At 65.4% G+C, this 17,480-nt stretch carries 16 protein-coding genes; 6 read left to right on the top strand and 10 right to left on the bottom strand.

Features of this window, described 5'->3' with window-relative positions; genetic code table 11:
• Positions 1–61 precede the first annotated feature (61 nt).
• From EDF58_RS14090 to EDF58_RS14080, 3 genes are read left to right on the top strand one after another with little or no spacing between them, the layout of a single operon-like run.
• Positions 62–796 carry a nucleoside triphosphate hydrolase gene (locus EDF58_RS14090; protein ID WP_132266692.1) on the top strand — a complete coding sequence of 245 codons (735 nt, stop codon included), beginning with the start codon at positions 62–64 and terminating at the stop codon, positions 794–796.
• Positions 796–2,148 carry a lipopolysaccharide biosynthesis protein gene (locus tag EDF58_RS14085; RefSeq protein ID WP_243654261.1) on the top strand — a complete coding sequence of 451 codons (1,353 nt, stop codon included), beginning with the start codon at positions 796–798 and terminating at the stop codon, positions 2,146–2,148. The genes EDF58_RS14090 and EDF58_RS14085 overlap by 1 nt, the downstream gene beginning before the upstream one ends.
• Positions 2,145–2,966 carry a hypothetical protein gene (locus EDF58_RS14080; RefSeq protein WP_132266689.1) on the top strand — a complete coding sequence of 274 codons (822 nt, stop codon included), beginning with the start codon at positions 2,145–2,147 and terminating at the stop codon, positions 2,964–2,966. Before EDF58_RS14085 ends, EDF58_RS14080 begins: the two co-directional genes overlap by 4 nt.
• A gap of 38 nt (positions 2,967–3,004) precedes the next feature.
• On the opposite strand, the gene EDF58_RS14075 is transcribed toward EDF58_RS14080, so the two are convergent.
• Positions 3,005–3,820, bottom strand: coding sequence for a hypothetical protein (locus EDF58_RS14075; protein WP_132266686.1), 816 nt, complete (start codon positions 3,818–3,820; stop codon positions 3,005–3,007).
• Positions 3,817–4,314: an RNA polymerase sigma factor gene (locus tag EDF58_RS14070; protein ID WP_132266684.1), complete on the bottom strand. Its 498-nt coding sequence runs from the start codon at positions 4,312–4,314 to the stop codon at positions 3,817–3,819. The genes EDF58_RS14075 and EDF58_RS14070 overlap by 4 nt, the downstream gene beginning before the upstream one ends.
• An 86-nt stretch (positions 4,315–4,400) precedes the next feature.
• Here EDF58_RS14070 and EDF58_RS14065 point away from each other — a divergent pair, with 86 nt between their 5' ends.
• The 3 genes from EDF58_RS14065 to EDF58_RS14055 all read left to right on the top strand — a co-directional run bounded on the left by EDF58_RS14065 (position 4,401) and on the right by EDF58_RS14055 (position 7,903).
• The gene (locus tag EDF58_RS14065; RefSeq protein WP_132266681.1) at positions 4,401–5,660 is read left to right on the top strand and encodes a S8 family serine peptidase; all 1,260 of its coding nucleotides are present in this window, start codon (positions 4,401–4,403) and stop codon (positions 5,658–5,660) included.
• 128 nt (positions 5,661–5,788) lie between these two features.
• Positions 5,789–6,649 (top strand): hypothetical protein, encoded by an 861-nt coding sequence (locus EDF58_RS14060; RefSeq protein ID WP_132266678.1) that lies wholly within the window; start codon positions 5,789–5,791, stop codon positions 6,647–6,649.
• A 288-nt stretch (positions 6,650–6,937) separates the two neighbouring features.
• The gene (locus tag EDF58_RS14055) at positions 6,938–7,903 is read left to right on the top strand and encodes a sensor domain-containing diguanylate cyclase (protein ID WP_243654260.1); all 966 of its coding nucleotides are present in this window, start codon (positions 6,938–6,940) and stop codon (positions 7,901–7,903) included.
• Positions 7,904–7,968: 65 nt separating this feature from the next.
• Here EDF58_RS14055 and EDF58_RS14050 read toward each other — a convergent pair whose 3' ends face one another.
• The 8 genes from EDF58_RS14050 to EDF58_RS14015 all read right to left on the bottom strand — a co-directional run bounded on the left by EDF58_RS14050 (position 7,969) and on the right by EDF58_RS14015 (position 17,369).
• A complete protein-coding gene (locus EDF58_RS14050; RefSeq protein WP_165921419.1) occupies positions 7,969–8,214 on the bottom strand; it encodes a helix-turn-helix transcriptional regulator in 246 nt (81 codons plus the stop codon).
• A 149-nt stretch (positions 8,215–8,363) separates the two neighbouring features.
• Positions 8,364–9,452: a nuclear transport factor 2 family protein gene (locus EDF58_RS14045; RefSeq protein ID WP_132266670.1), complete on the bottom strand. Its 1,089-nt coding sequence runs from the start codon at positions 9,450–9,452 to the stop codon at positions 8,364–8,366.
• Positions 9,449–10,207: an SDR family oxidoreductase gene (locus EDF58_RS14040; RefSeq protein ID WP_132266668.1), complete on the bottom strand. Its 759-nt coding sequence runs from the start codon at positions 10,205–10,207 to the stop codon at positions 9,449–9,451. The genes EDF58_RS14045 and EDF58_RS14040 overlap by 4 nt, the downstream gene beginning before the upstream one ends.
• Positions 10,208–10,231: 24 nt before the next feature.
• Positions 10,232–12,565: a TonB-dependent receptor gene (locus EDF58_RS14035; RefSeq protein WP_132266665.1), complete on the bottom strand. Its 2,334-nt coding sequence runs from the start codon at positions 12,563–12,565 to the stop codon at positions 10,232–10,234.
• Between the two features lie 157 nt (positions 12,566–12,722).
• Positions 12,723–14,060, bottom strand: coding sequence for an aromatic ring-hydroxylating dioxygenase subunit alpha (locus tag EDF58_RS14030; RefSeq protein WP_132266662.1), 1,338 nt, complete (start codon positions 14,058–14,060; stop codon positions 12,723–12,725).
• 157 nt (positions 14,061–14,217) lie between these two features.
• A complete protein-coding gene (locus tag EDF58_RS14025; RefSeq protein WP_132266660.1) occupies positions 14,218–14,886 on the bottom strand; it encodes a TetR family transcriptional regulator in 669 nt (222 codons plus the stop codon).
• Positions 14,887–15,162: 276 nt separating this feature from the next.
• A complete protein-coding gene (locus EDF58_RS14020) occupies positions 15,163–16,455 on the bottom strand; it encodes a DUF2264 domain-containing protein (RefSeq protein WP_132266657.1) in 1,293 nt (430 codons plus the stop codon).
• Between the two features lie 2 nt (positions 16,456–16,457).
• Positions 16,458–17,369 carry a DUF4861 family protein gene (locus EDF58_RS14015; RefSeq protein ID WP_243654259.1) on the bottom strand — a complete coding sequence of 304 codons (912 nt, stop codon included), beginning with the start codon at positions 17,367–17,369 and terminating at the stop codon, positions 16,458–16,460.
• Positions 17,370–17,480: the final 111 nt, after the last annotated feature.

The following is a 17,480-nucleotide window of genomic DNA, read 5'->3' as shown; positions in this document are numbered from 1 at the left end:
TCCGGTCTTCCCCTGCGGCAACACGATCGAGCCGCTGCCCCATCGATTTTCAGGTTTCCAGATGATCCGTAATTCCCTTCCTCCCCTCATCGCCGTCGTCGGTTGCGACGGTTCCGGCAAGTCGACCGTCACCGAGGCGCTGCGCCTCTGGATGAGCGCGCGCCAGCCCACGCGGATCTGCCATCTCGGCAAGCAGTCCGGCAATATCGGCCGCCGCATCGCGCGCCTGCCGCTGCTGGGCGGAAAGCTCGACAAGTCGATCCACGCCAAGGCGCAGAAGGCCCAGACCGACAAGGGGCCAGGCGTCCTGGCGGCTATGGTGATCTACATGTTCTCGATGCGGCGCGTGCGCCGGTTCGGGCGCATGATGAAGCTGTGGGAAGGGGGCCATGCGATCATCGCCGACCGCTTCCCCCAACTGGGCGTGCCGGGGCCGATGGATGGCCTCGGCCTGGCCGGTGCGGGCGGGGGCGGGGGCGGGGGCGGTCTCGTGGGCTGGCTGGCACGCTCGGAGCGTCGCCGTTACGCGGCGATGGTGGTCAATGCGCCCGATCTGGTGCTGCGGCTCAACGTCTCGCTGGAGGTGGCCCTGGCGCGCAAGCCCGATCACCGCGCTTCCTCGCTGGCGCGCAAGGTGGCCGACGTGCCGCGACTCACTTTCGAGGGCGCGCCCATCGTCGAGATCGATGCGGATCTGCCGCTGGAACAGGTCCTGGCGCAGGCCAGGGCCGCGATCGAGCGCCGCCTGGCAGAGATCGAAGCGCGGGACCTTGCCTCCGACAGGAAGGCGGCGTGATGAAGTCTCTCTCCATGAAGCACTGGTTTGCCGACGGGGTGTTCCGCACGATCGTGCGCAATGCCTCCTACCTTGGATCGAGCAAGCTGGTCGGGGCGCTGCTGGGCCTCATCGCGCTGGCCTGCGCCGGGCGCGGACTGACGCCGGCCCTGTTCGGCACGCTGGTCATCATCCACTCCTATGCCAATGGCGTCGGCGCGCTGGTCAAGTTCCAGACCTGGCAGTTCATCGTGCGCTATGGCACCCCGGCACTCGGGCGCGGTGACCTTGGCGAATTTCGCGACGTCACCGGCTTCGCTTTCGGGTTGGACCTTGCCAGCGGACTGGTGGGCCTGGCGGGGGGACTCGTCCTGCTGCCGTTCCTGGCCGCCTGGTTCGGTATTCCCGCCGAAGACGTGCAGCTCGCGATGCTCTACTGCACACTGATCCCGACGATGACGGCGGCAACGCCGACCGGCATCCTGCGCGTGCTGGACCGGTTCGACCAGATCGCCGTGCAGCAGATGGTCACCCCGGCACTGCGCGCGCTGGGCGGCGTGATCTCCTATTTCGGCGGCTTCGGTTTCGCCGGCTTCGTCGTCACCTGGTATCTGGCCGACCTGCTGGGCGACTTGTGCCTCTGGGCGATGTCGGTGCAGGAACTGCGCCGCAAGGGCATTCGCGGCGCGCTGCGTCCCGGCCTGGCGGGACCGGGACGGCGGCTGTCGGGCGCTTGGGACTTCGTGTGGACCACCAATTTCGCCCATTCGATCTGGGCGGCCTGGGGCCCGGTGAGCAACCTGATCGTCGGCGCCTTGCTCGGGCCGACCAGCGCGGGCCTGTTCAAGATCGCGGCGACCTTCTTCGATTCCGCCAGCAAGCCGGCGGATCTCATGTCGCGCAGCTTCTATCCGGAGATCATGCGCCTCGACCCTGCGACGCGCCATCCCTGGCAGCTTGCCATCCGCAGCGCGCTGATTTCCGGCGGGATCGGCTTCGTGATCCTGCTGGCGGTGATCCTGGGCGGCGAACCCGTGATCGGACTGGTGTTCGGCAAGCGTTATGTCGAAGCCTATGACCTGCTTCAGCTCATGACCGCCTCGCTGATCGTGACGATGGCCAGCTTCCCGCTGGAATCGCTGCTCTACATGGCAGGACGCCAGCGTTCGGCGCTGGTGGCCGAAGGCGCGGCGGCGGCGGGCTATGCGGTGCTGCTTTTCGCACTGATCCATATGTTCGGTATCACGGGCGCGGGGCTGGCCTATGTCGCGGGGGTATGCCTCAAGGCACTGTTCATGTTCATGCCCACGCTCTGGGCCTATCGGGCACGCGGGACGCTTTCGCATATCATGGCGCAGGAGGCGCACGCATGAGCAGGCATTTCCCGCAGGAAACGCTTGGCGCGCTGTTCGACGCCATCGAGATAGACGACGTGGTGGACCCGGTGGTCAGGCTGCCCGATCCGATCACGGTCGAATGCTCGCAGGAGGAGATGGCCCGCTGCCTGGACCTGTGCCGCCAGTTTTGGCGGGAACGGGCAAGTCAGGCGGAGATGCGCGCGCTTGTCGGCACGCTGCTGCTGACCGGCGACCTGCCGCAGGACGCCCGCGCGCGCTACAAGCATATCCGTGCGGCCTACAAGCAGCTGCGCTTCGCCCTGGTGCTCTATGGCCGCCCGCACAAGGCGCCGCTGCTGTTCCGCGCGACGGTGGCGATCATGGGGCATCTGCAGGATGCGTTCCGCAACCGCCGGCGCGCGGCGATCCTGGGTTTCGCTCTCATGCTCCGCGTGCTGCTGGCCCGGCCGGCCTGGGCGGCGGTGCGGCGCGAGGTGGGCAAGGTGCGACTGGACGATGCGCCGGGCTTCCTCGCCTTCCGCAAGGCGGAGTTTCGCAAGCTGAGGGGCTGGCTGAGAGACGGGGCGCTGACCGGGCACCGCTTCCACATGATCCGCAAGGTCGTCAGCCGCCAGGTCTCGTTCTACGACACCTTGCGGACGCTGGAACCCGGCGAACACGCCTATCGCATGTCGCGCTTCCTCAGCGCCATCAACGGGCTGATGGGCAGCATGCACGACGATCTCGTGGAACAGGCCGGCAAAGGGCACCGCGACTACCACCGCGACGATGTCCCCATGCCGGAAGACATTCTGGTCCGCCTGCAGGCCCTGACATCGGCCTATCCGGCATGATGGGCCGTCAGGAGCGGCCCCGTCGTCACCCCGACAGCCTAACGCCATCCTTTCTCGATCACCGCCCGTTCCTGGGCGGCATCGAGAGGATCGCCGCGCATCATGTCCTGTGCGGCGGCGAGCATGTCGCCCTGCACCGAACCGGCCTGCCGGTAATTGCTCGATGGCCCGCCGCCGCCCGCCATGGTGCGTTCGAGCAGCCAGGTGTCCTCCCGCCGGCAGGCGATGCCCGAAGTGGCCGTGCCTGCGAACACGCGGCAATAGTCGCCGCCCTGCCGCCTGAAACTGGCGAGCATGCGGAGGCCGTCGACATCGCCCGCGGATGCCAGCTGACGATCCAGCGTTCGCGCCAGCGAACCCGAAGCGGCCAGCCCTGCGCGCGTCTGGGTGACCGGGCCTTCGCGGTGCAACTGGCTGCCGAGCATCAACCCGAGCACCAGCGAGGCGGCGATGGCGAAGGCCATGCGGCGATCCGCGAAAATCGGCACGTTCGGGCGCCTGGCTGCGCGATCGCGCGCCTTTTCGGCTTCCTTGCGCCGGGTACGGGCCGCAGCAAGGTCGACGACTTCGGCGGGTGAGGGGGCGGCTGCGGGAGCGGGAGCGGCCTTGCCGGTCATGCCCTGTCCGGCATCCGCGGCGGCGGTGCGGGCGATGAGGTCGGTCAGCGCAAGGGGTACCGGCTCCTGCGCAACCGGATCGAGGCGGCCGCGCAGCGCGGCGCGCAGGCCGCGCTCCGCCTCCAGCCGCCGGGCGAGGACGGGATCCGCAGCGATTGCCGCTTCCACGCGCGCGGCCTCTTCGCCGGACAATTCACCATCGGCCAGGGCCATGAGCTCTTCGGGGGTCACGCTCATGCGGTTTCTCCAAGTTCCTTCAAAAGCGCCTCGCGGCCGCGGCCGAGGCGGGAGGTCAGGGTGCCCTGCGGAATGCCGATGATCTCGGCCGCTTCCTTGTAGGCAAAGCCCTCGACCAGGACGAGCACCACGGCTTCGCGCTGGTCGGCGGGAAGGCGCGCCAGCGCCCGGTCGACATTGCCAAGCTCGACGCGGTTTTCCGCATCGCGGTCTCCTGCGATGCCCACGTTCATGCCCTCGTCCTCGTGCACGAACGTCCGTGCGCGGCGGCTGCGCGATCTCGTCTCGTCAATCCACTGGTTGCGCATGATCCGGTACACCCAGGCATCGAGCCGCGTGCCTTCCTGCCACTGGCCGCGGGCCACCAGAGCGCGTTCGACGGTGGACTGGCACAAGTCGTCGGCATCCGCCGGGTTCTGTGTCAGGCCACGCGCGAAGCGGCGCAGGCGGGGCAGCAATGCCGTCAGTTGGTCGCAGAAGTCGTGCGTTCTCATCGAAATATCGTTTCCGTGAGGATGAAACGTCCCGATGGCACCGTTTCATCCTTGAGCGCCACCGATTTTTGCTGTGGGGACGAGGAATGGGTCGAAGGTCCGAAATGCGTGCGGGGCTTGCCGCGCTGATACTGGCCGCGCTGGCAGCCCCCGCCGCCGCGCAACTGGGATTGCCGGGCGGGCTGGCCCCCCTCGGCACGATCGATCGCACGCGGTCGACCGTTTCGGGCGCTGCCGAAAATGTCGTCGACCGTTCGGTTTCGGGGCTCTCCACGATTGCCGGCAATGCCGGCCAACTGGCGCAGGACCGGCTCGGGCGGCTGCGCGATTTCGTTGCGGCCCGGCGCGGCAGCGTCGACTGGGACGAACGCCACGAACCGGCCCGTGCCGGCGAACTGCTGCTGCTCGATCCCGATGCGGACAGCCTCGCACGGGCCGCGGAGAAGGGCTTCGCGCTGATCGAACAAGCCGGGATCGCGGACCTCGGCATCGCCTATGCCCGCCTTTCCATCCCGAAAGGCGAGCCGCTGGCCCGGGCCATTGCCGACTTGCGCCGCATCCTGCCGGGCCGGGAGATCACGGCAGACCATTTGCACTTTCCCTCAGGCGCTGCCTCGGGGAAGAGCGGTGAAAGGGCGCCGGCAACCGCGCTGCCCAAGGGCGGCACGGTGGGCGTGATCGATGGCGGGATCGCCGGATCGGACCGACTGGCGGCGCAAGGCGCCTTTGCGGCCGGGGCACCGAAAGCGAGCGACCATGCCTCGGCCATCGCCTCCTTGCTCAAGGGGGCGGGCACGACACGGATCTACGGCGCGGATGTCTACGGCACCGATCCTGCGGGCGGCAATGCCCTGGCGATCGCGCGCGCCCTCGGCTGGATGGCGGCGCAGCGGGTGCCGGTGGTCTCGATCAGCCTGGTCGGGCCTGCCAATCCGCTGCTGGCCCGGGCGGTGGCGGCAGCGCGGGCCAGGGGCATCGTTGTGGTCGCGGCCGTGGGCAATGACGGCGCGGCGGCGCCCCCGGCCTTTCCCGCCTCCTATCTCGGCGTCGTCGCGGTCACGGGCGTCGACGGGCGCGGGCGCGTGCTGATCGAGGCGGGCAGGGCCGCGCATCTCGACTATGCGGCGCCCGGCGCCGACATGACGGCGCTGGTGCCGGGCAAAGGGCGCATCGGTCTGCGCGGCACCTCATTTGCAGCGCCGCTTGCCGCCGCCCGGATGGCCGCGCGAATGGGCCCGGGCCGCGACGTCGCGGCGGTTTTGCGGGCGACCAACACCGAAGCCCTGGCCCCTTCGCGGCGGACCGGCCGCGGTGTGCTCTGCATGGTCTGCCGGACCGGCGGCTGATCGCGTTTTCGGTTTTGCGGCATGCCGAGGGATGAAACCGGCAAGGCCATCCGTTTCTCTCCCAGACCCTTCGCCAAGCGTTTCGGCGCGGCGGTGGACAGGACGAGAAGAGGAAAGGAACCGGAACGATGAAGATCATCCCTGTGAATAAGACGCGCGGCGTGAAGACTTTCTCCAAGGCCAATCTCGGCGCGGCGCTGGCGGCTGTCGCCATCGCCATGGCTCCCGGTGCAGTGCAGGCCCAGCTTCTCGGCGGTGGCGGCGGCCTCGGCGGCAGTCTGGGCGGCGCGCTGGGCGGTTCCTTCGGGGGCAGCATCGGGTCTGTCGGCAATTCGATCGAAGGCATGGGCAGCGGCGCCGGCGACATGAGCGTCACGCGCAGTGCCCGTTCGGCGACCGGATCGGCTTCGGGAAGCGGCCGCGGCAGCGCCAGCAAGAAGGTCACGGCGCCCGCTGTGTCCGCGCCCGATACCTCCGGTGCCAGCGACGCCGTTTCCAACGCACGCGGCTCGACCAGCGGACTTGCCGGATCGGCCGTTTCGGGCGTGACATCGCGGGCCGGATCGGCCCCCGACACGCTCGGTTCGCTCGCCGGCAACACGGCGGCTTCGGGCAGCGGTGCCGTCTCCGGTGCGGCGAGCCATTCCGCGTCTGGAACCGGCGCGAGCGGCTCCGCGACGGGTAATGGCGCATCGAGCGGCAACCTGACCGCCCCGGCACTGCCCGATGCCACCGGCACAGCCAGCGGCGCCGCCTCCCGCCTTGCAGGGACGGTCGGATCCGCCCGCGACTTGACAGCCAGCCGCGCATCGGACGCAGCCTCTTCGGCGCAGAACACGGCTTCGACTGCAAATGCGCAAGGCTCCGGCACTGGCGAGGGCACGGTTTCGGCCGGGAAGCACAATGCCTCGGCCGTGGGCGCAGCTTCGGGCTCGGGTTCGGCCAGCGGCGGCTCCATCAGCCTGAGCGCCTCGGCAAACGGGAACTGAACCGGAAACCCCAGAAGCGAAAGCAGGAAACCGTCCTGTCAGGACAGGACGGAGGAAACGAAACCCGCGAAAGCTCACCACGGCTTCCGCGGGTTTCGATGTCGCTGCGCAAGCCTCGCCCGGTGCTGACCGATGAGGCTACGAAGGCTACAGACTTTCCGCGCAGGGTGCGCTGGCAGGCGGGTTTAACGATATGAAATCTGCCACCAGCAAGTAATGGTGTGACGCGATTCCGCGCCGATGCTTTTGAAACGATTTTATGGGGCCAGACCTTCGATGACTCCCACCATGGCTGTTAACGACCTGGCGAGCGCTACGGCGCCGGGGATGGAAGTCGATCCGGCGGTCTACAAGACCCTGCTGGAATCGACATTGGCCATTCCATGGAAGATCGACTGGGCGACGATGCGCTTCGCATACATCGGCCCGCAGATCGAACCGCTGCTTGGCTGGTCGCAGGAAAGCTGGATCTCGGTAGAGGACTGGGCCTCCCGTATCCATCCGGACGATCGCGAACATGTGGTCAATTTCTGCGTCTCGCAGTCGGTCGCAGGCAAGGACCACGAAGCGGACTACCGGGCGTTGACCAAGGATGACGGCTATGTCTGGATCCGCGACGTCGTGCATGTGGTGCGCGGCGAAGGCGGGGAAGTCGATAGCCTGGTTGGCTTCATGTTCGATATCAGCGAGCGGAAACGCATCGAGCACGAACTCATCAAGATGCAGAAGAAGCTTGAGGCGCTCTCGTTCGAGGATGGCCTGACCGGAACGTCCAACCGGCGCCATTATGACGAGCGGCTCAAGGCGGAGTGGAAAGGCGCCCAGACCGGCCAGCATCCGCTTTCGCTGATCCTGCTCGATATCGATCACTTCAAGGATTACAACGACTTCTACGGCCACATTCAGGGCGACGAATGCCTGGTCAGAATAGCGAACGCGCTGAAGGAGATCGGAATCCGTCCTCGCGACGTGGTCGCTCGATGCGGGGGCGAGGAGTTCGTCCTCCTGCTGCCGGAAACGAACGAAGCTGCCGCGGCCGTACTGGCAGAACGTTGCCGCGCGGCGATCGAAGGGCTGCATATCCGGCACGAACGGTCCAGTTGCAGCGCATTCGTGACCGCGAGCGTCGGCGTCGGGACGGTCATTCCGCCTTTCGACAGTGATGCGCTCCATTTCTGCGATGCCGTGGACAAGTTGCTCTATGCGGCCAAGCAGGAAGGTCGCAATCGGGTCAGATCGACAATCTCGGCCTAATTGCGGCTGCCGTCGGATGTGATGATCCGGGGGCGGACCCACTGGGGGCGTTGGCTCGGGGACGGTCATCCGGCATCGTCGTTGAGGACGCGTTCGAACACGCCCAGATTGAAGGCGAGGTAGATGGCATGCCTTCGGTTGATCGCCTTGAGCTTCAGGCAGGCATTTCTTAGATGAAACCGCACCGTCGTGTGGCTTATCCCCAATGACCGGGCGATCACGGCATCGGTTTCACCTTCCGCGCTGAGCAACAGGATCTCGAATTCTCTGGGAGAAAGGAGCGGTTTCTCATCATGGGAATTCGCATCCATCTGGAGTGCTCCGGCGCGCATGGCCTAATGTCGCGCGAAACCATTCGGTGCTGATCGGGTAGCCGAATGGCCAGGCGGGGGATTTTCAGGACGCCGCATATCCCGCGTCGACGTGAAGGGCATCGCCGTGTCCATGCCGATCTCCATGTTCAATCCGTTCGTTGGCTCCGGAAGGCATAGACGGGATCGTCCTTGCCCCGACAGCCGTGGAGATCGAGCGCCGCGTACATTCCGCCCGTCATGTCGCGCGTGCTGGGTTCGCTGCGCGCCCAATCGAGTACGAACGTACGGTCGGCTATGGCCCAGCGCCCGTCGCGGCGTTCGAAACGGTCTACATAGCGGCCGCCCGTGAGGGTATCGGTCTTCTCGTCGCCGCGGCTGGTGGACACGGCGATGACGTAGGTTTCTCCGACTGCCCCGTCGCCTTCCACCTCGATCCACTGATTGGCGATCGAATGGAAGGTCTGCTCGTAAGCACTCTCCACCAGCCTGCAGATCTCGGAGGCGAAGTCGCGGCCATTGCCGTTGAACACACCGCTGACCACGGAGGCGTCCTCATGGAACACCTCCGACAGCAAATGCGGGTCTGCGCGGTCCACGCCGCGGCAGTAGGCCATGGTCACATCCGCGATCTGCTGTCGAGAGATCACTGCATCGATCGCCTGTTCGCTGTGTGTCATCGGCTTTGATCCTTTTGTCCTGTTCCTTGCATAAGCCTGGGCAAGCAGCGCGATGCCGGCGTCGGCGGCCCCATGCCCGCCTGTCGGCAACTGGCTGCCGAGCGAGCCCACGCCCGGCAGAGGCAATCCCCCGTCCCAGTTGAGGCTGGTGTCCAGCACGTAATTGCGCTGCGTCAGGCGCCAATGGCCGGAGCGTTTCTCATGCCGGTCGAGGTAACGACCGCAGATCAGGTGCTGCGTGGCCGGTCCCTGCGCGCCGGCGCTCGATGCATAGGCCATGACATAGCTTTCGGAGATCGCCCGCTCGCCGTCCGTCTCGGTCCACATCTGGCCGGTTCGGTGCAGGGTGACCGGGCCGGCTTTCTGGGCCTCTGAAAGAATGGTCACGAATTCGGATGCCGCGCCGGTGAAGAAGCGGTAGTCCACGAATGCATCGTCATGATAGCAACTTGCCAGCAGACCCGCGTCCGCACGGTCCACGCCCCGGCTGTGACGGGCGAGCACGTTTGCGATGTCCTGGCGATCGGCCAGCCAGCCAATGTCCCGGGCGCCGGTCATCGCAGGGTCTCCCCATTGTCGATGACGATATGAGTGCCCGTGATCTGGCGCGATTCCTCCGAAGCCAGGAACAGCACGAGGTTGGCAACGTCATCGGGACGCCCTTGGCCATGCGCATGGACCTGATCGAGCCCGGCGTCGTCCTGCGGCAATTGATCGAGCGCCTGCCGGGTCATCGGCGTATCGTGGGCGCCGGGCGCGACGGCGTTGACGCGGATGCCGTAGCCCATGTCCTGGCAGTGTACCGCGACGCTGCGGGTCAGGGCGATGATACCTGCCTTGGCCGCGCTATAGGCCGGGATCGCGGCAATGCCCTTGAGCGCGGCGACTGACGCGACATTCACGATCGAACCGCCCCAGGGTCCGTCGGCCCTCTTGGTCATGTGCGGCAGCGCGGACTTGCAGCCCAGGAAGCAGCCCTCGACCATGACCTGCATCTGAAGCCGGAAGGTCTCCAGCTCGCATTCCTCGACATGGCCGAAACGGACCAGCCCGGCATTGTTGACCAGCACGTCGAGCCGGCCGAAACGGGCCATCGTCTTCGCCACGACGTTGCGCCATTGGTCCTCCTCGCGGACGTCGTGCTGAAGGAACATGGCGCCCGGTATCGAGGCGGCGACCGTGCGGCCGCGATCGACCTGGACGTCCGTGATGACGACAATGGCGCCCTCTGCCGCCAGGAGCCGCGCATCGGCCTCGCCAAGGCCGGAAGCGCCTCCGGTAACGAGCGCGACTTTGCCTGCTACGCGGTTCATCCTGCTCTCCTTCCCATGCGCATGTCAGAAATCGAAGCTGACCGAGCCGCCCCACTGGCGCGGCGGAGCATAGCCGGCCAGCCCGGCATAGCCCGGACTGTCGTAGACGGTCGAAAGATAGCGGGAATCCAGCAGGTTGGTCGCCCATAGCCCGATGGACCAGACGCCGCCGCGCGGCTTGTAGGTCAAGGAGGCGTCGACAAGGTGGGCGGGCTGGATTTTCGAGCGCGGGGTGTCGAGGATCGCCGTGTAATACTTGGAACTGGTGTAGGTATAGCTGACGTCGCTGACCAGATCGGCATCGTCGCCCAGCGGGATCACGAAGTTCGCGCCGAAGCTGGCGTTCCACTTGGGCGCGTTCTGAAGCCGGTAGCCTTCCAGGTCGAGCGTCTCCCCGCTGAGGGGATCGCCATAGAGGAAGGTCTTGTACTTCGCGTCGAGATAGGCGAGCGAGGCGCGCAGGGTCATGCCGTCTACCGGGGCCGCGGTGGTTTCCAGTTCGAATCCCTTGATTTCGGATTTGCCGGCATTGAGGATGCGGTTGCCCTGGGTATTGGTGTCGGTATCGAAGTAGATCTGCGCCACCTGCATGTCGCGATAATTGGTGTAGAACGCCGCAAGGTTGACGCGCAGGCGGTGATCCAGGAAGTCGGCCTTCACGCCGGCTTCGAAAGTATCGACTTTTTCGGGATCGTATGGATTCTCGCCGTCGGCGGGCACCCCGACGCGTGCCGTGAAGCCGCCCGACTTGAAACCGCGCGCCCAACTGGCATAGAGCAGGGTGTCGTCGGCGATTTCATAGTCGGCGCCCAGCTTCCAGCCGACATTGTCCCAGCTCTTGCTGCCGCCCACGGTGAAGCTGTCGATGACGGTATTGCCCTCGCCGGTGTAGTTCGATCCTGCGGCCGCGCCGATGCTGGTGATGAGGCTGGGGGCCGATTCCGTCCGCTCGTGCGTGTAGCGGATGCCTGCCTGAAGCTTGAGCCGGTCGGTCACTTCCCAATAGGCCTGCGCGAAGCCGGAAATGGAGTAGTTGTCCTGATCCTGCAAGTTGGTCTGGAGCAAGCCCGGCGCGGCAAATTGCAGGCGGTAGGCCTGGATATGATCGTAATGGTCCTTGAGGTAGAAGCCGCCCACCAGCACGTTCAGCCTGTCCGAGAGTTCCAGATTGGTGCGCAGCTCCTGGCTGAACTGCCAGCCCACGGTTCGGCGGTACGTATCGTTGAGGAACAGGGGGGTACCGTCCTGATCGGTATATTCGCGGAGCTTGAAGCGCTTGTATCCGGTTATCGCGGTCCAGTCGCCCAGGCCGGTATTGCGCCAGTTCATCGTCAGCGTGCCCGAATAAGTGTCCATGTTGGACTGATCGGGCACGGAGTTGTTGGCGCCGTAATATTTGTCGGGCGCTACGCACATGCCATTCGTGGCGCAGGGGCTGACATACATTCCCTCGGTGCCGGGGGCGACATAGAGCACTTCGCCGGGCCGCGCGCCGTTGATGACGATGGGCGATCCATTGCGGGCATTGACGTATTCGCCCTGAAGCGTCGCATCGAAATTGGCGCTGGGCGTGAAGCGCAAGTAGGCCCGCACCGCGTCGAGGTTCTTGCGCCCAAGGTCCGATCCGTCCACCACGTTCGTCACCCAGCCCTTGCGCTGGGTATGAATGCCCGCGACCTTGAGCGAAAGCACGTCATCGACCAGCGGCGCTTCGATGGAGCCGGTGAGGTCCATGCGGTTGTAATTGCCGTAGACCGCCTTGACGTGACCGCCGAACTTGCCCGTGGGCTGGGCGGTGACCACGTTGATGACGCCGCCGGTGGTATTGGCGCCGAACAGCGTGCCCTGGGGGCCGCGCAGCACTTCGATGCGGTCCACGTCGTAAAGGTCGAGCAGCGCGCCCATCGAGAAGAACTGCGGGACGCCGTCGACCACGATCGACACCGTATTGCCGGCGTAAGGGTCGGGTTCGATGACGCCGATGCCGCGCACGGTGAAGACGGCGCTCTGTGGGGTATTGGCGAAGTTGTCGATCTGGACGTTGGGAATCTGGCCCTGAAGCGCCTGAAGCGAAATGCCCTGGGTGCTGGCCAGTGCTTCGCCGCCCACCGCCGTGATCGAGATCGGCACGTCCTGCAGGTTCTCGGCCTTCTTCTGCGCCGTGACGACGATCTCCTGGATGCCCACCGGCATCCTGCTTTCGGGCTGGCTGGTCTCGGTCGGGGCGAGTTGCCCATCATCCTGGGCGCTGTTCTGGGCGCTATTCTGGGCGCTGTTATGGGCGGGGGCCGCCTGCGGCAGGATCATCGCCCCGGCAGCAAGAGCGAGGGGTGAGCTTGCATTGAGCCAGTTCTTCATCTTCCTACTCCCAACTGTTCTGTTTTTTATGGTTAGAGGTCGTTTCCCCGAACATGGCGGGCCAGCCGCCGGAAGTGGCGGCGGAACGCCGGGATCGGCTTGCCGCAAGATGCGTCGCTCATGGTTGGCGGTCCCCGGGGCCGGGACCGGAGCGCCTTCAGCGGCGGCCTTCGAGGTAGTCGTTCAGCACTTCGTGGAAAAAGCGCACCCGGGTTTCCTGCGCGGCCAGATAGGCGTCCTGGTACCCGCGGGAGTGCATTCCCCGTTGCTGGCCTTCCGCCAGGAGCATGTCCTGATAGACGATCTGGTCCCTGATCTCGGGTACGCCGCGGCCATTGTCGAAGGCGCGGCGCTGCATCTCCGCCTCGCGCAGGGGCTGGGGACCGGCCATGACCGATTCCACCACGCTCTGCCCCGCAACGGGGAAGGCCATGCACCACAAGTCGAACGTGCATTTGTTCGGATCGGTCGGATGCGGTTCGGTCCGGAAGAACACCAGATTGTCCGGCAGGAAGCTGATCGTGACATTGGGGAAGATCACCGTATGCGGGCTGTCGGTGATCTCCTCGTCGTCCATGTTCTCGTAGTGGACGTAGCCGCGCTCCTTCCAGAGCCGCTTTTTCGCAGCCTTTAGGTCGAGCCAGCCCTGCATCGCCTTGGTTTCGAAATCGGGATAGGACTGCGGATCGATGTCCCAGGCCTGCAGGATCGCATCGAAGGGATGGTCCACGCCCTCGGGCAGGCGGTCCGAGAGGGAAGGGCGCATGGGCTGGACGGTGCGGCCATGGCCCCCCGGCCACATTTCGTGCCGAGCGGTATCGACGTCCTGGTCGATCCATGGCGGCACTTGCGGATGGGCGGTGCGGGTGTGGTAGCTTTCCGAGAAGTTGTCGGTGGCGAACTTCCAGTTGGTGTCGAGGTCGATCTTCATCCAGAACACGCGCACGGCGGTGTCCATCGGATAATGGCGATAGAGTTCCGGCATGGGTGCCAGGAAATCCAGAAGTTCCGGGGCCTCCTGGTCCATCGTGTACCACACGAAGCCGCCCCAGGTGGCGCAGCGCAGTTCCTTCAGCCTGAGCTTGCCGCAGGGATTGCCCTGGGGAAAATCCTCCGGGTCCTGCGCCTTTGCCAGCACGCCGTCCTTGCCCCAGACCCACCCGTGATAGGGGCACTGGAAGGATTCCTGGGAGCTTGAATTCCAGACCAGGCGTTGCCCGCGGTGACCGCAGGTGTTGTAGAACGCCTTGATCGCGCCGTCCTCCTGGAGAACGCAGAACACGGATTCGTTCATGAAGTCATGGACGATGTAGTCGCCGGGTTCCTCCAGTTCGGCAGTGCGGCCGGCGACATGCCAGATGCGGGTCCACATGTGGTCCCATTCGCGCTGCATGAAGGCGGGGGAGGTGTAGCGATCGCCCGTGATCGGATCGCCCCTGAGGTTCGCAGCGTCGCGCCCATCCAGCGCGGACGCAGGGATGCCTTGCCTTCCCATCTCGTTTTCCTTCCGGCATGTGCCCGATCCGGCCCGTCCCTTGTCAGGACCTTGGCCGGCGCCTCTCTCCTGGCGCACCGCTTTGCCCGAAAGCCTGCAGCCGCCTGTCGAGGAGAAGAATAACGAATTTGGTCGGTCGACCTACCTGTTAAAACAATCAGGCCTGCAGGCTGACGAGGCCCGCCGTGAAGAAGCGCAGGGCCGGCTGCGCGATGTCCTCAAGTTTACGGGCGGAAAAGTGGCCATCGGTCAGATCGTCCAGGAACCCGGGATCCTGCACCATAAAGATCAGGGCCGCCTCGATCAGATAGACGGCGGCAAGAAGGTCGCTCTCGGCCATGGCCGGCAAGTGGATCCGCAACCGTTCCGTGAGCATGCCGGAAATAACCGACAGCTTGGCCAGGATCGGTCGCAATTCCGGCATGCGATACGCGCTCATCAGGTGCGAGGTCATGACGATGTAATTGCGCAGAGGGCTGGCCTCGCATGAGGCGGCGGTGAGGAACGGCAGAATGAAGGCGGTCACGATTTCGCGAGGCCCGAATTCGCCTTCAGCCGCTTCCGCAAGCTCGAAGCTTGCCGCGATCCTGCCTTGCAACAACGGCAGCTTGCGTTCCAATGCCGCATCGAGAATGAGGTGTTTGTTGCCGAAGTGATAGTGGACCACGCCCATGCGGACACCCGCTTGCGCCGCGATATCGCGAAGGGAGGTTCCCAGATAGCCGTTTTGCGCAAAAAGCACTTCGCAGGCATCTAGAATCGCATGGCGCGTTGCCTCCCCCTTGGTGGAGGGCCGTGCGGAATGCTGAATGGCTGGCGTCGACATGTGACAGGTCATCGCTTCTAAACGGCCGTACAGCAACCCGATCTCGTATTAAATCCGCCGGCTTCCCTCTTCCAGGCCCGGTGACAACCGAGCACCGGGCCTGGAAGGCCATGTTACGGGACACATCCTCGTCGCTCGGAGTGAGAACAGTGCGCAGCCAAGCCAAGGGCGGAGAGATCGTCGGATTCCGGCTTTCCAGTTCGACGGCGGACCGCGCATCAGGCAGCCAGGCCTTGCAAGGCAAAGCGCAACGGCAGGGATGGGCGGCTTGCGGCGTCAGACCTCGATGTAATAGTCCTTGGGAAAGTCCGCTCCGCCATAAGCCTTGCGCATGGTCCACGGCTGCGCATCCGCTTGCCAATAGCTGTCGCTGGCTGGCAGCCCGAGCGCCAGCAGGCTTTCTGCGGCGATATACATGCTGCCGGCATTTGAATAGACATCGCCCAGGCTGGGCTGGTGCCGGGCGAAGCCGATCGTCAGGAAGCCCTTGGCGTCGAAATTGCTGGGATCGGTGAAGATACGGCGCTGCGTTGCCAGCGTGGCAGCCCGCACCTGACCTTCGGGCAGCTTGGCGTGAAGCAGCTTCTTCCACGCGAGATAGGCCAGCGGCTGGTGGACTGCCGTACGGTAAGTGAGCGACCGGCCGACCGGCGGAAATGCGCCATCCGGGCCGATCATGCGCTCCAACACCTCACCGAAGCGCTGCATCCGCTTCACTTGCGTTGTCAGGCGCTCTGCGGGGTCCAGCTTGTTGAACTTGACACCGGTGCGGACCAGCACATCCAGGATCTGGGTGAGCATCGGATGGATGACGTAGCTGTTGTACATGTCGAAGTGGAAGTGCTCGCCGTCGCCGTACCAGCCGTCTCCGACGTACCATTCGCCGAACTTGCGGAGGGCAAGGTCGATGCGGATCGGGTCCCACTGGGCGCCGACAGAGAGCAGGAAGGCCTCGTTCATGGCGGCGAACAGCAGCCAGTTCGTGTAGGGCGGCGTTACGTGCCGCAAACCCTGGATCTCGGCGATGATCCGGGTCTTGGTGGCCGCGTCCAGCGGGTCCCACAGGGTTTTCGGCGCGCGCAGGAGAGCGCTCGTGAAATAGGCCGAATCCACCAGCGGCTGGCCTTCCGCGCTCCACAGCAGGTAGTCCGGGCTCTTGGGATCGACGCTGTGGACGTAGCTTGCCAGCGCCTGCTCCCGCAACTGGGCGCGCAGGCGCGATTCCGCGCTGTTGTCATCGGGCAGGGCAAGCCAGGGCGTAATGCCGTCGATCAACCGGCCGAATGCCTCCAGATAGGCGACCTTGGGATTCCGGCCATCCCAGCTTGGGCTGAGTTCCGGAGACCAGTCCTGCTGAAGACGCCCCTGCGCCATGCGGGAGAGCACCGGCGTCGCCATGCGTTCCAGCAGGCCCAGCATATAGGCGCGGTCATCCGTTCCCGCGTGGAGCCCGGCCTGGCCGAGTGGCTTTTGCCCGGCAACGCGGGCAGCGGCGGCGCCGGTCGAAAGCGCTGCGGTGCCCGCCACGGCGCCAGCCAGCAGCGCGCGGCGATCCAGATTCATGGTCATGTTCAGTCCTTTGGAATCGAGAAGTCGAGCGTTTGGGAAGCAGCGTAGGCGTCCCACGCCTGCCGCGTCGCGAACATGTCCTGTCCCTTGCTCCACGCGCTGCCCGAATAGTAGACAAAGGGCTTGCCGGGCAGAACCTTGAGCAGGACGAGGTAATTGTCCGCATCCTGTTTCACCTCGGCAATCATGCCGGGGTCGACACGGACGGCGATCGCCATGTGGCCATGCGCGCCGTCTTCGGGTCCCCACCAGGAGATCAGGCCCTTGGCGCGATCGATCGTGGCTTCGCCATCGCGCGCGCCGGTCGTGCGCTTGCCGATGCCGATCCCGACCACCAGCGGCGCCGGGGAATCCGATTGCAGCGTCGAGACCATCCGCGTGAAATGCGTGCCGAGCGGCAGCGTGAAGCGGCGTGTCTCCCAGACCTTGCGATCCACATCCACCGGCCAGGGCGCGTAATCCACGCTGAAATCCGCCTCCTTCCCGCCGGACTTCAGGATACGCGCGCGCAGGTAATTGCGGGAGGTCCACAGCTTGTTGTCCTGCCAGATGCCCAGCCCACCCGCGCCGCGCCCGGTACCCACGTTGTAGAAGTCCAAACCTTCGCCGTGATAGCCGTGCTGGTCGCCGCTGCTCAGCTGCCGGTCGGCGAAGGGCCAGGCGACGTTCTTGCCCCAGCTGTCGATGCCCGACCCCGATGGCGGTTCCGCCGCTTCCAGCGCGCGGCCATAGATGCGGTGCGCGGTCTTGTCGTTTTCCCAGAGAAGGTCGTCATAGCGATAGGGGGCGAACTGGGCGACGGCGGCCGGCGTCTTGCTTTTGGGCGGAGGAAGCGGCTTTTCCACCTTGAGCTGCGCGTCGTCCTGCCGCTGGGCGTACAGGCTGGCCGGCGCGCAAGCGATCGCTATTGCCAATCCCGCTGCGATCCTGCCGCGCGCGGATCTGTGAAACTGCCCCATGTCCTCTCCAAGACTATGTGTCAAAGTTGTATGCCAACCTGATAAATTGCTATCTGTCGTTTGCCA

The sequence above is a fragment of the Novosphingobium sp. PhB57 genome (assembly GCF_004342985.1).
Lineage (GTDB): Bacteria > Pseudomonadota > Alphaproteobacteria > Sphingomonadales > Sphingomonadaceae > Novosphingobium.
The sequence above is the reverse complement of the archived record's forward strand: the minus strand, read 5'-3'. Positions and strand labels throughout refer to the sequence as shown.

Coding starts and splice junctions, on each gene's coding strand:
- EDF58_RS14040 (WP_132266668.1), bottom strand. CDS start 10,207: ATGAACCGCGTAGCAGGCAAAGTCGCGCTCGTTACCGGAGGCGCTTCC.
- EDF58_RS14090 (WP_132266692.1), top strand. CDS start 62: ATGATCCGTAATTCCCTTCCTCCCCTCATCGCCGTCGTCGGTTGCGAC.
- EDF58_RS14020 (WP_132266657.1), bottom strand. CDS start 16,455: ATGACCATGAATCTGGATCGCCGCGCGCTGCTGGCTGGCGCCGTGGCG.
- EDF58_RS14085 (WP_243654261.1), top strand. CDS start 796: ATGAAGTCTCTCTCCATGAAGCACTGGTTTGCCGACGGGGTGTTCCGC.
- EDF58_RS14060 (WP_132266678.1), top strand. CDS start 5,789: ATGAAGATCATCCCTGTGAATAAGACGCGCGGCGTGAAGACTTTCTCC.
- EDF58_RS14030 (WP_132266662.1), bottom strand. CDS start 14,060: ATGGGAAGGCAAGGCATCCCTGCGTCCGCGCTGGATGGGCGCGACGCT.
- EDF58_RS14045 (WP_132266670.1), bottom strand. CDS start 9,452: ATGACCGGCGCCCGGGACATTGGCTGGCTGGCCGATCGCCAGGACATC.
- EDF58_RS14080 (WP_132266689.1), top strand. CDS start 2,145: ATGAGCAGGCATTTCCCGCAGGAAACGCTTGGCGCGCTGTTCGACGCC.
- EDF58_RS14035 (WP_132266665.1), bottom strand. CDS start 12,565: ATGAAGAACTGGCTCAATGCAAGCTCACCCCTCGCTCTTGCTGCCGGG.
- EDF58_RS14050 (WP_165921419.1), bottom strand. CDS start 8,214: ATGGATGCGAATTCCCATGATGAGAAACCGCTCCTTTCTCCCAGAGAA.
- EDF58_RS14025 (WP_132266660.1), bottom strand. CDS start 14,886: ATGTCGACGCCAGCCATTCAGCATTCCGCACGGCCCTCCACCAAGGGG.
- EDF58_RS14065 (WP_132266681.1), top strand. CDS start 4,401: ATGGGTCGAAGGTCCGAAATGCGTGCGGGGCTTGCCGCGCTGATACTG.
- EDF58_RS14075 (WP_132266686.1), bottom strand. CDS start 3,820: ATGAGCGTGACCCCCGAAGAGCTCATGGCCCTGGCCGATGGTGAATTG.
- EDF58_RS14055 (WP_243654260.1), top strand. CDS start 6,938: ATGGCTGTTAACGACCTGGCGAGCGCTACGGCGCCGGGGATGGAAGTC.
- EDF58_RS14070 (WP_132266684.1), bottom strand. CDS start 4,314: ATGAGAACGCACGACTTCTGCGACCAACTGACGGCATTGCTGCCCCGC.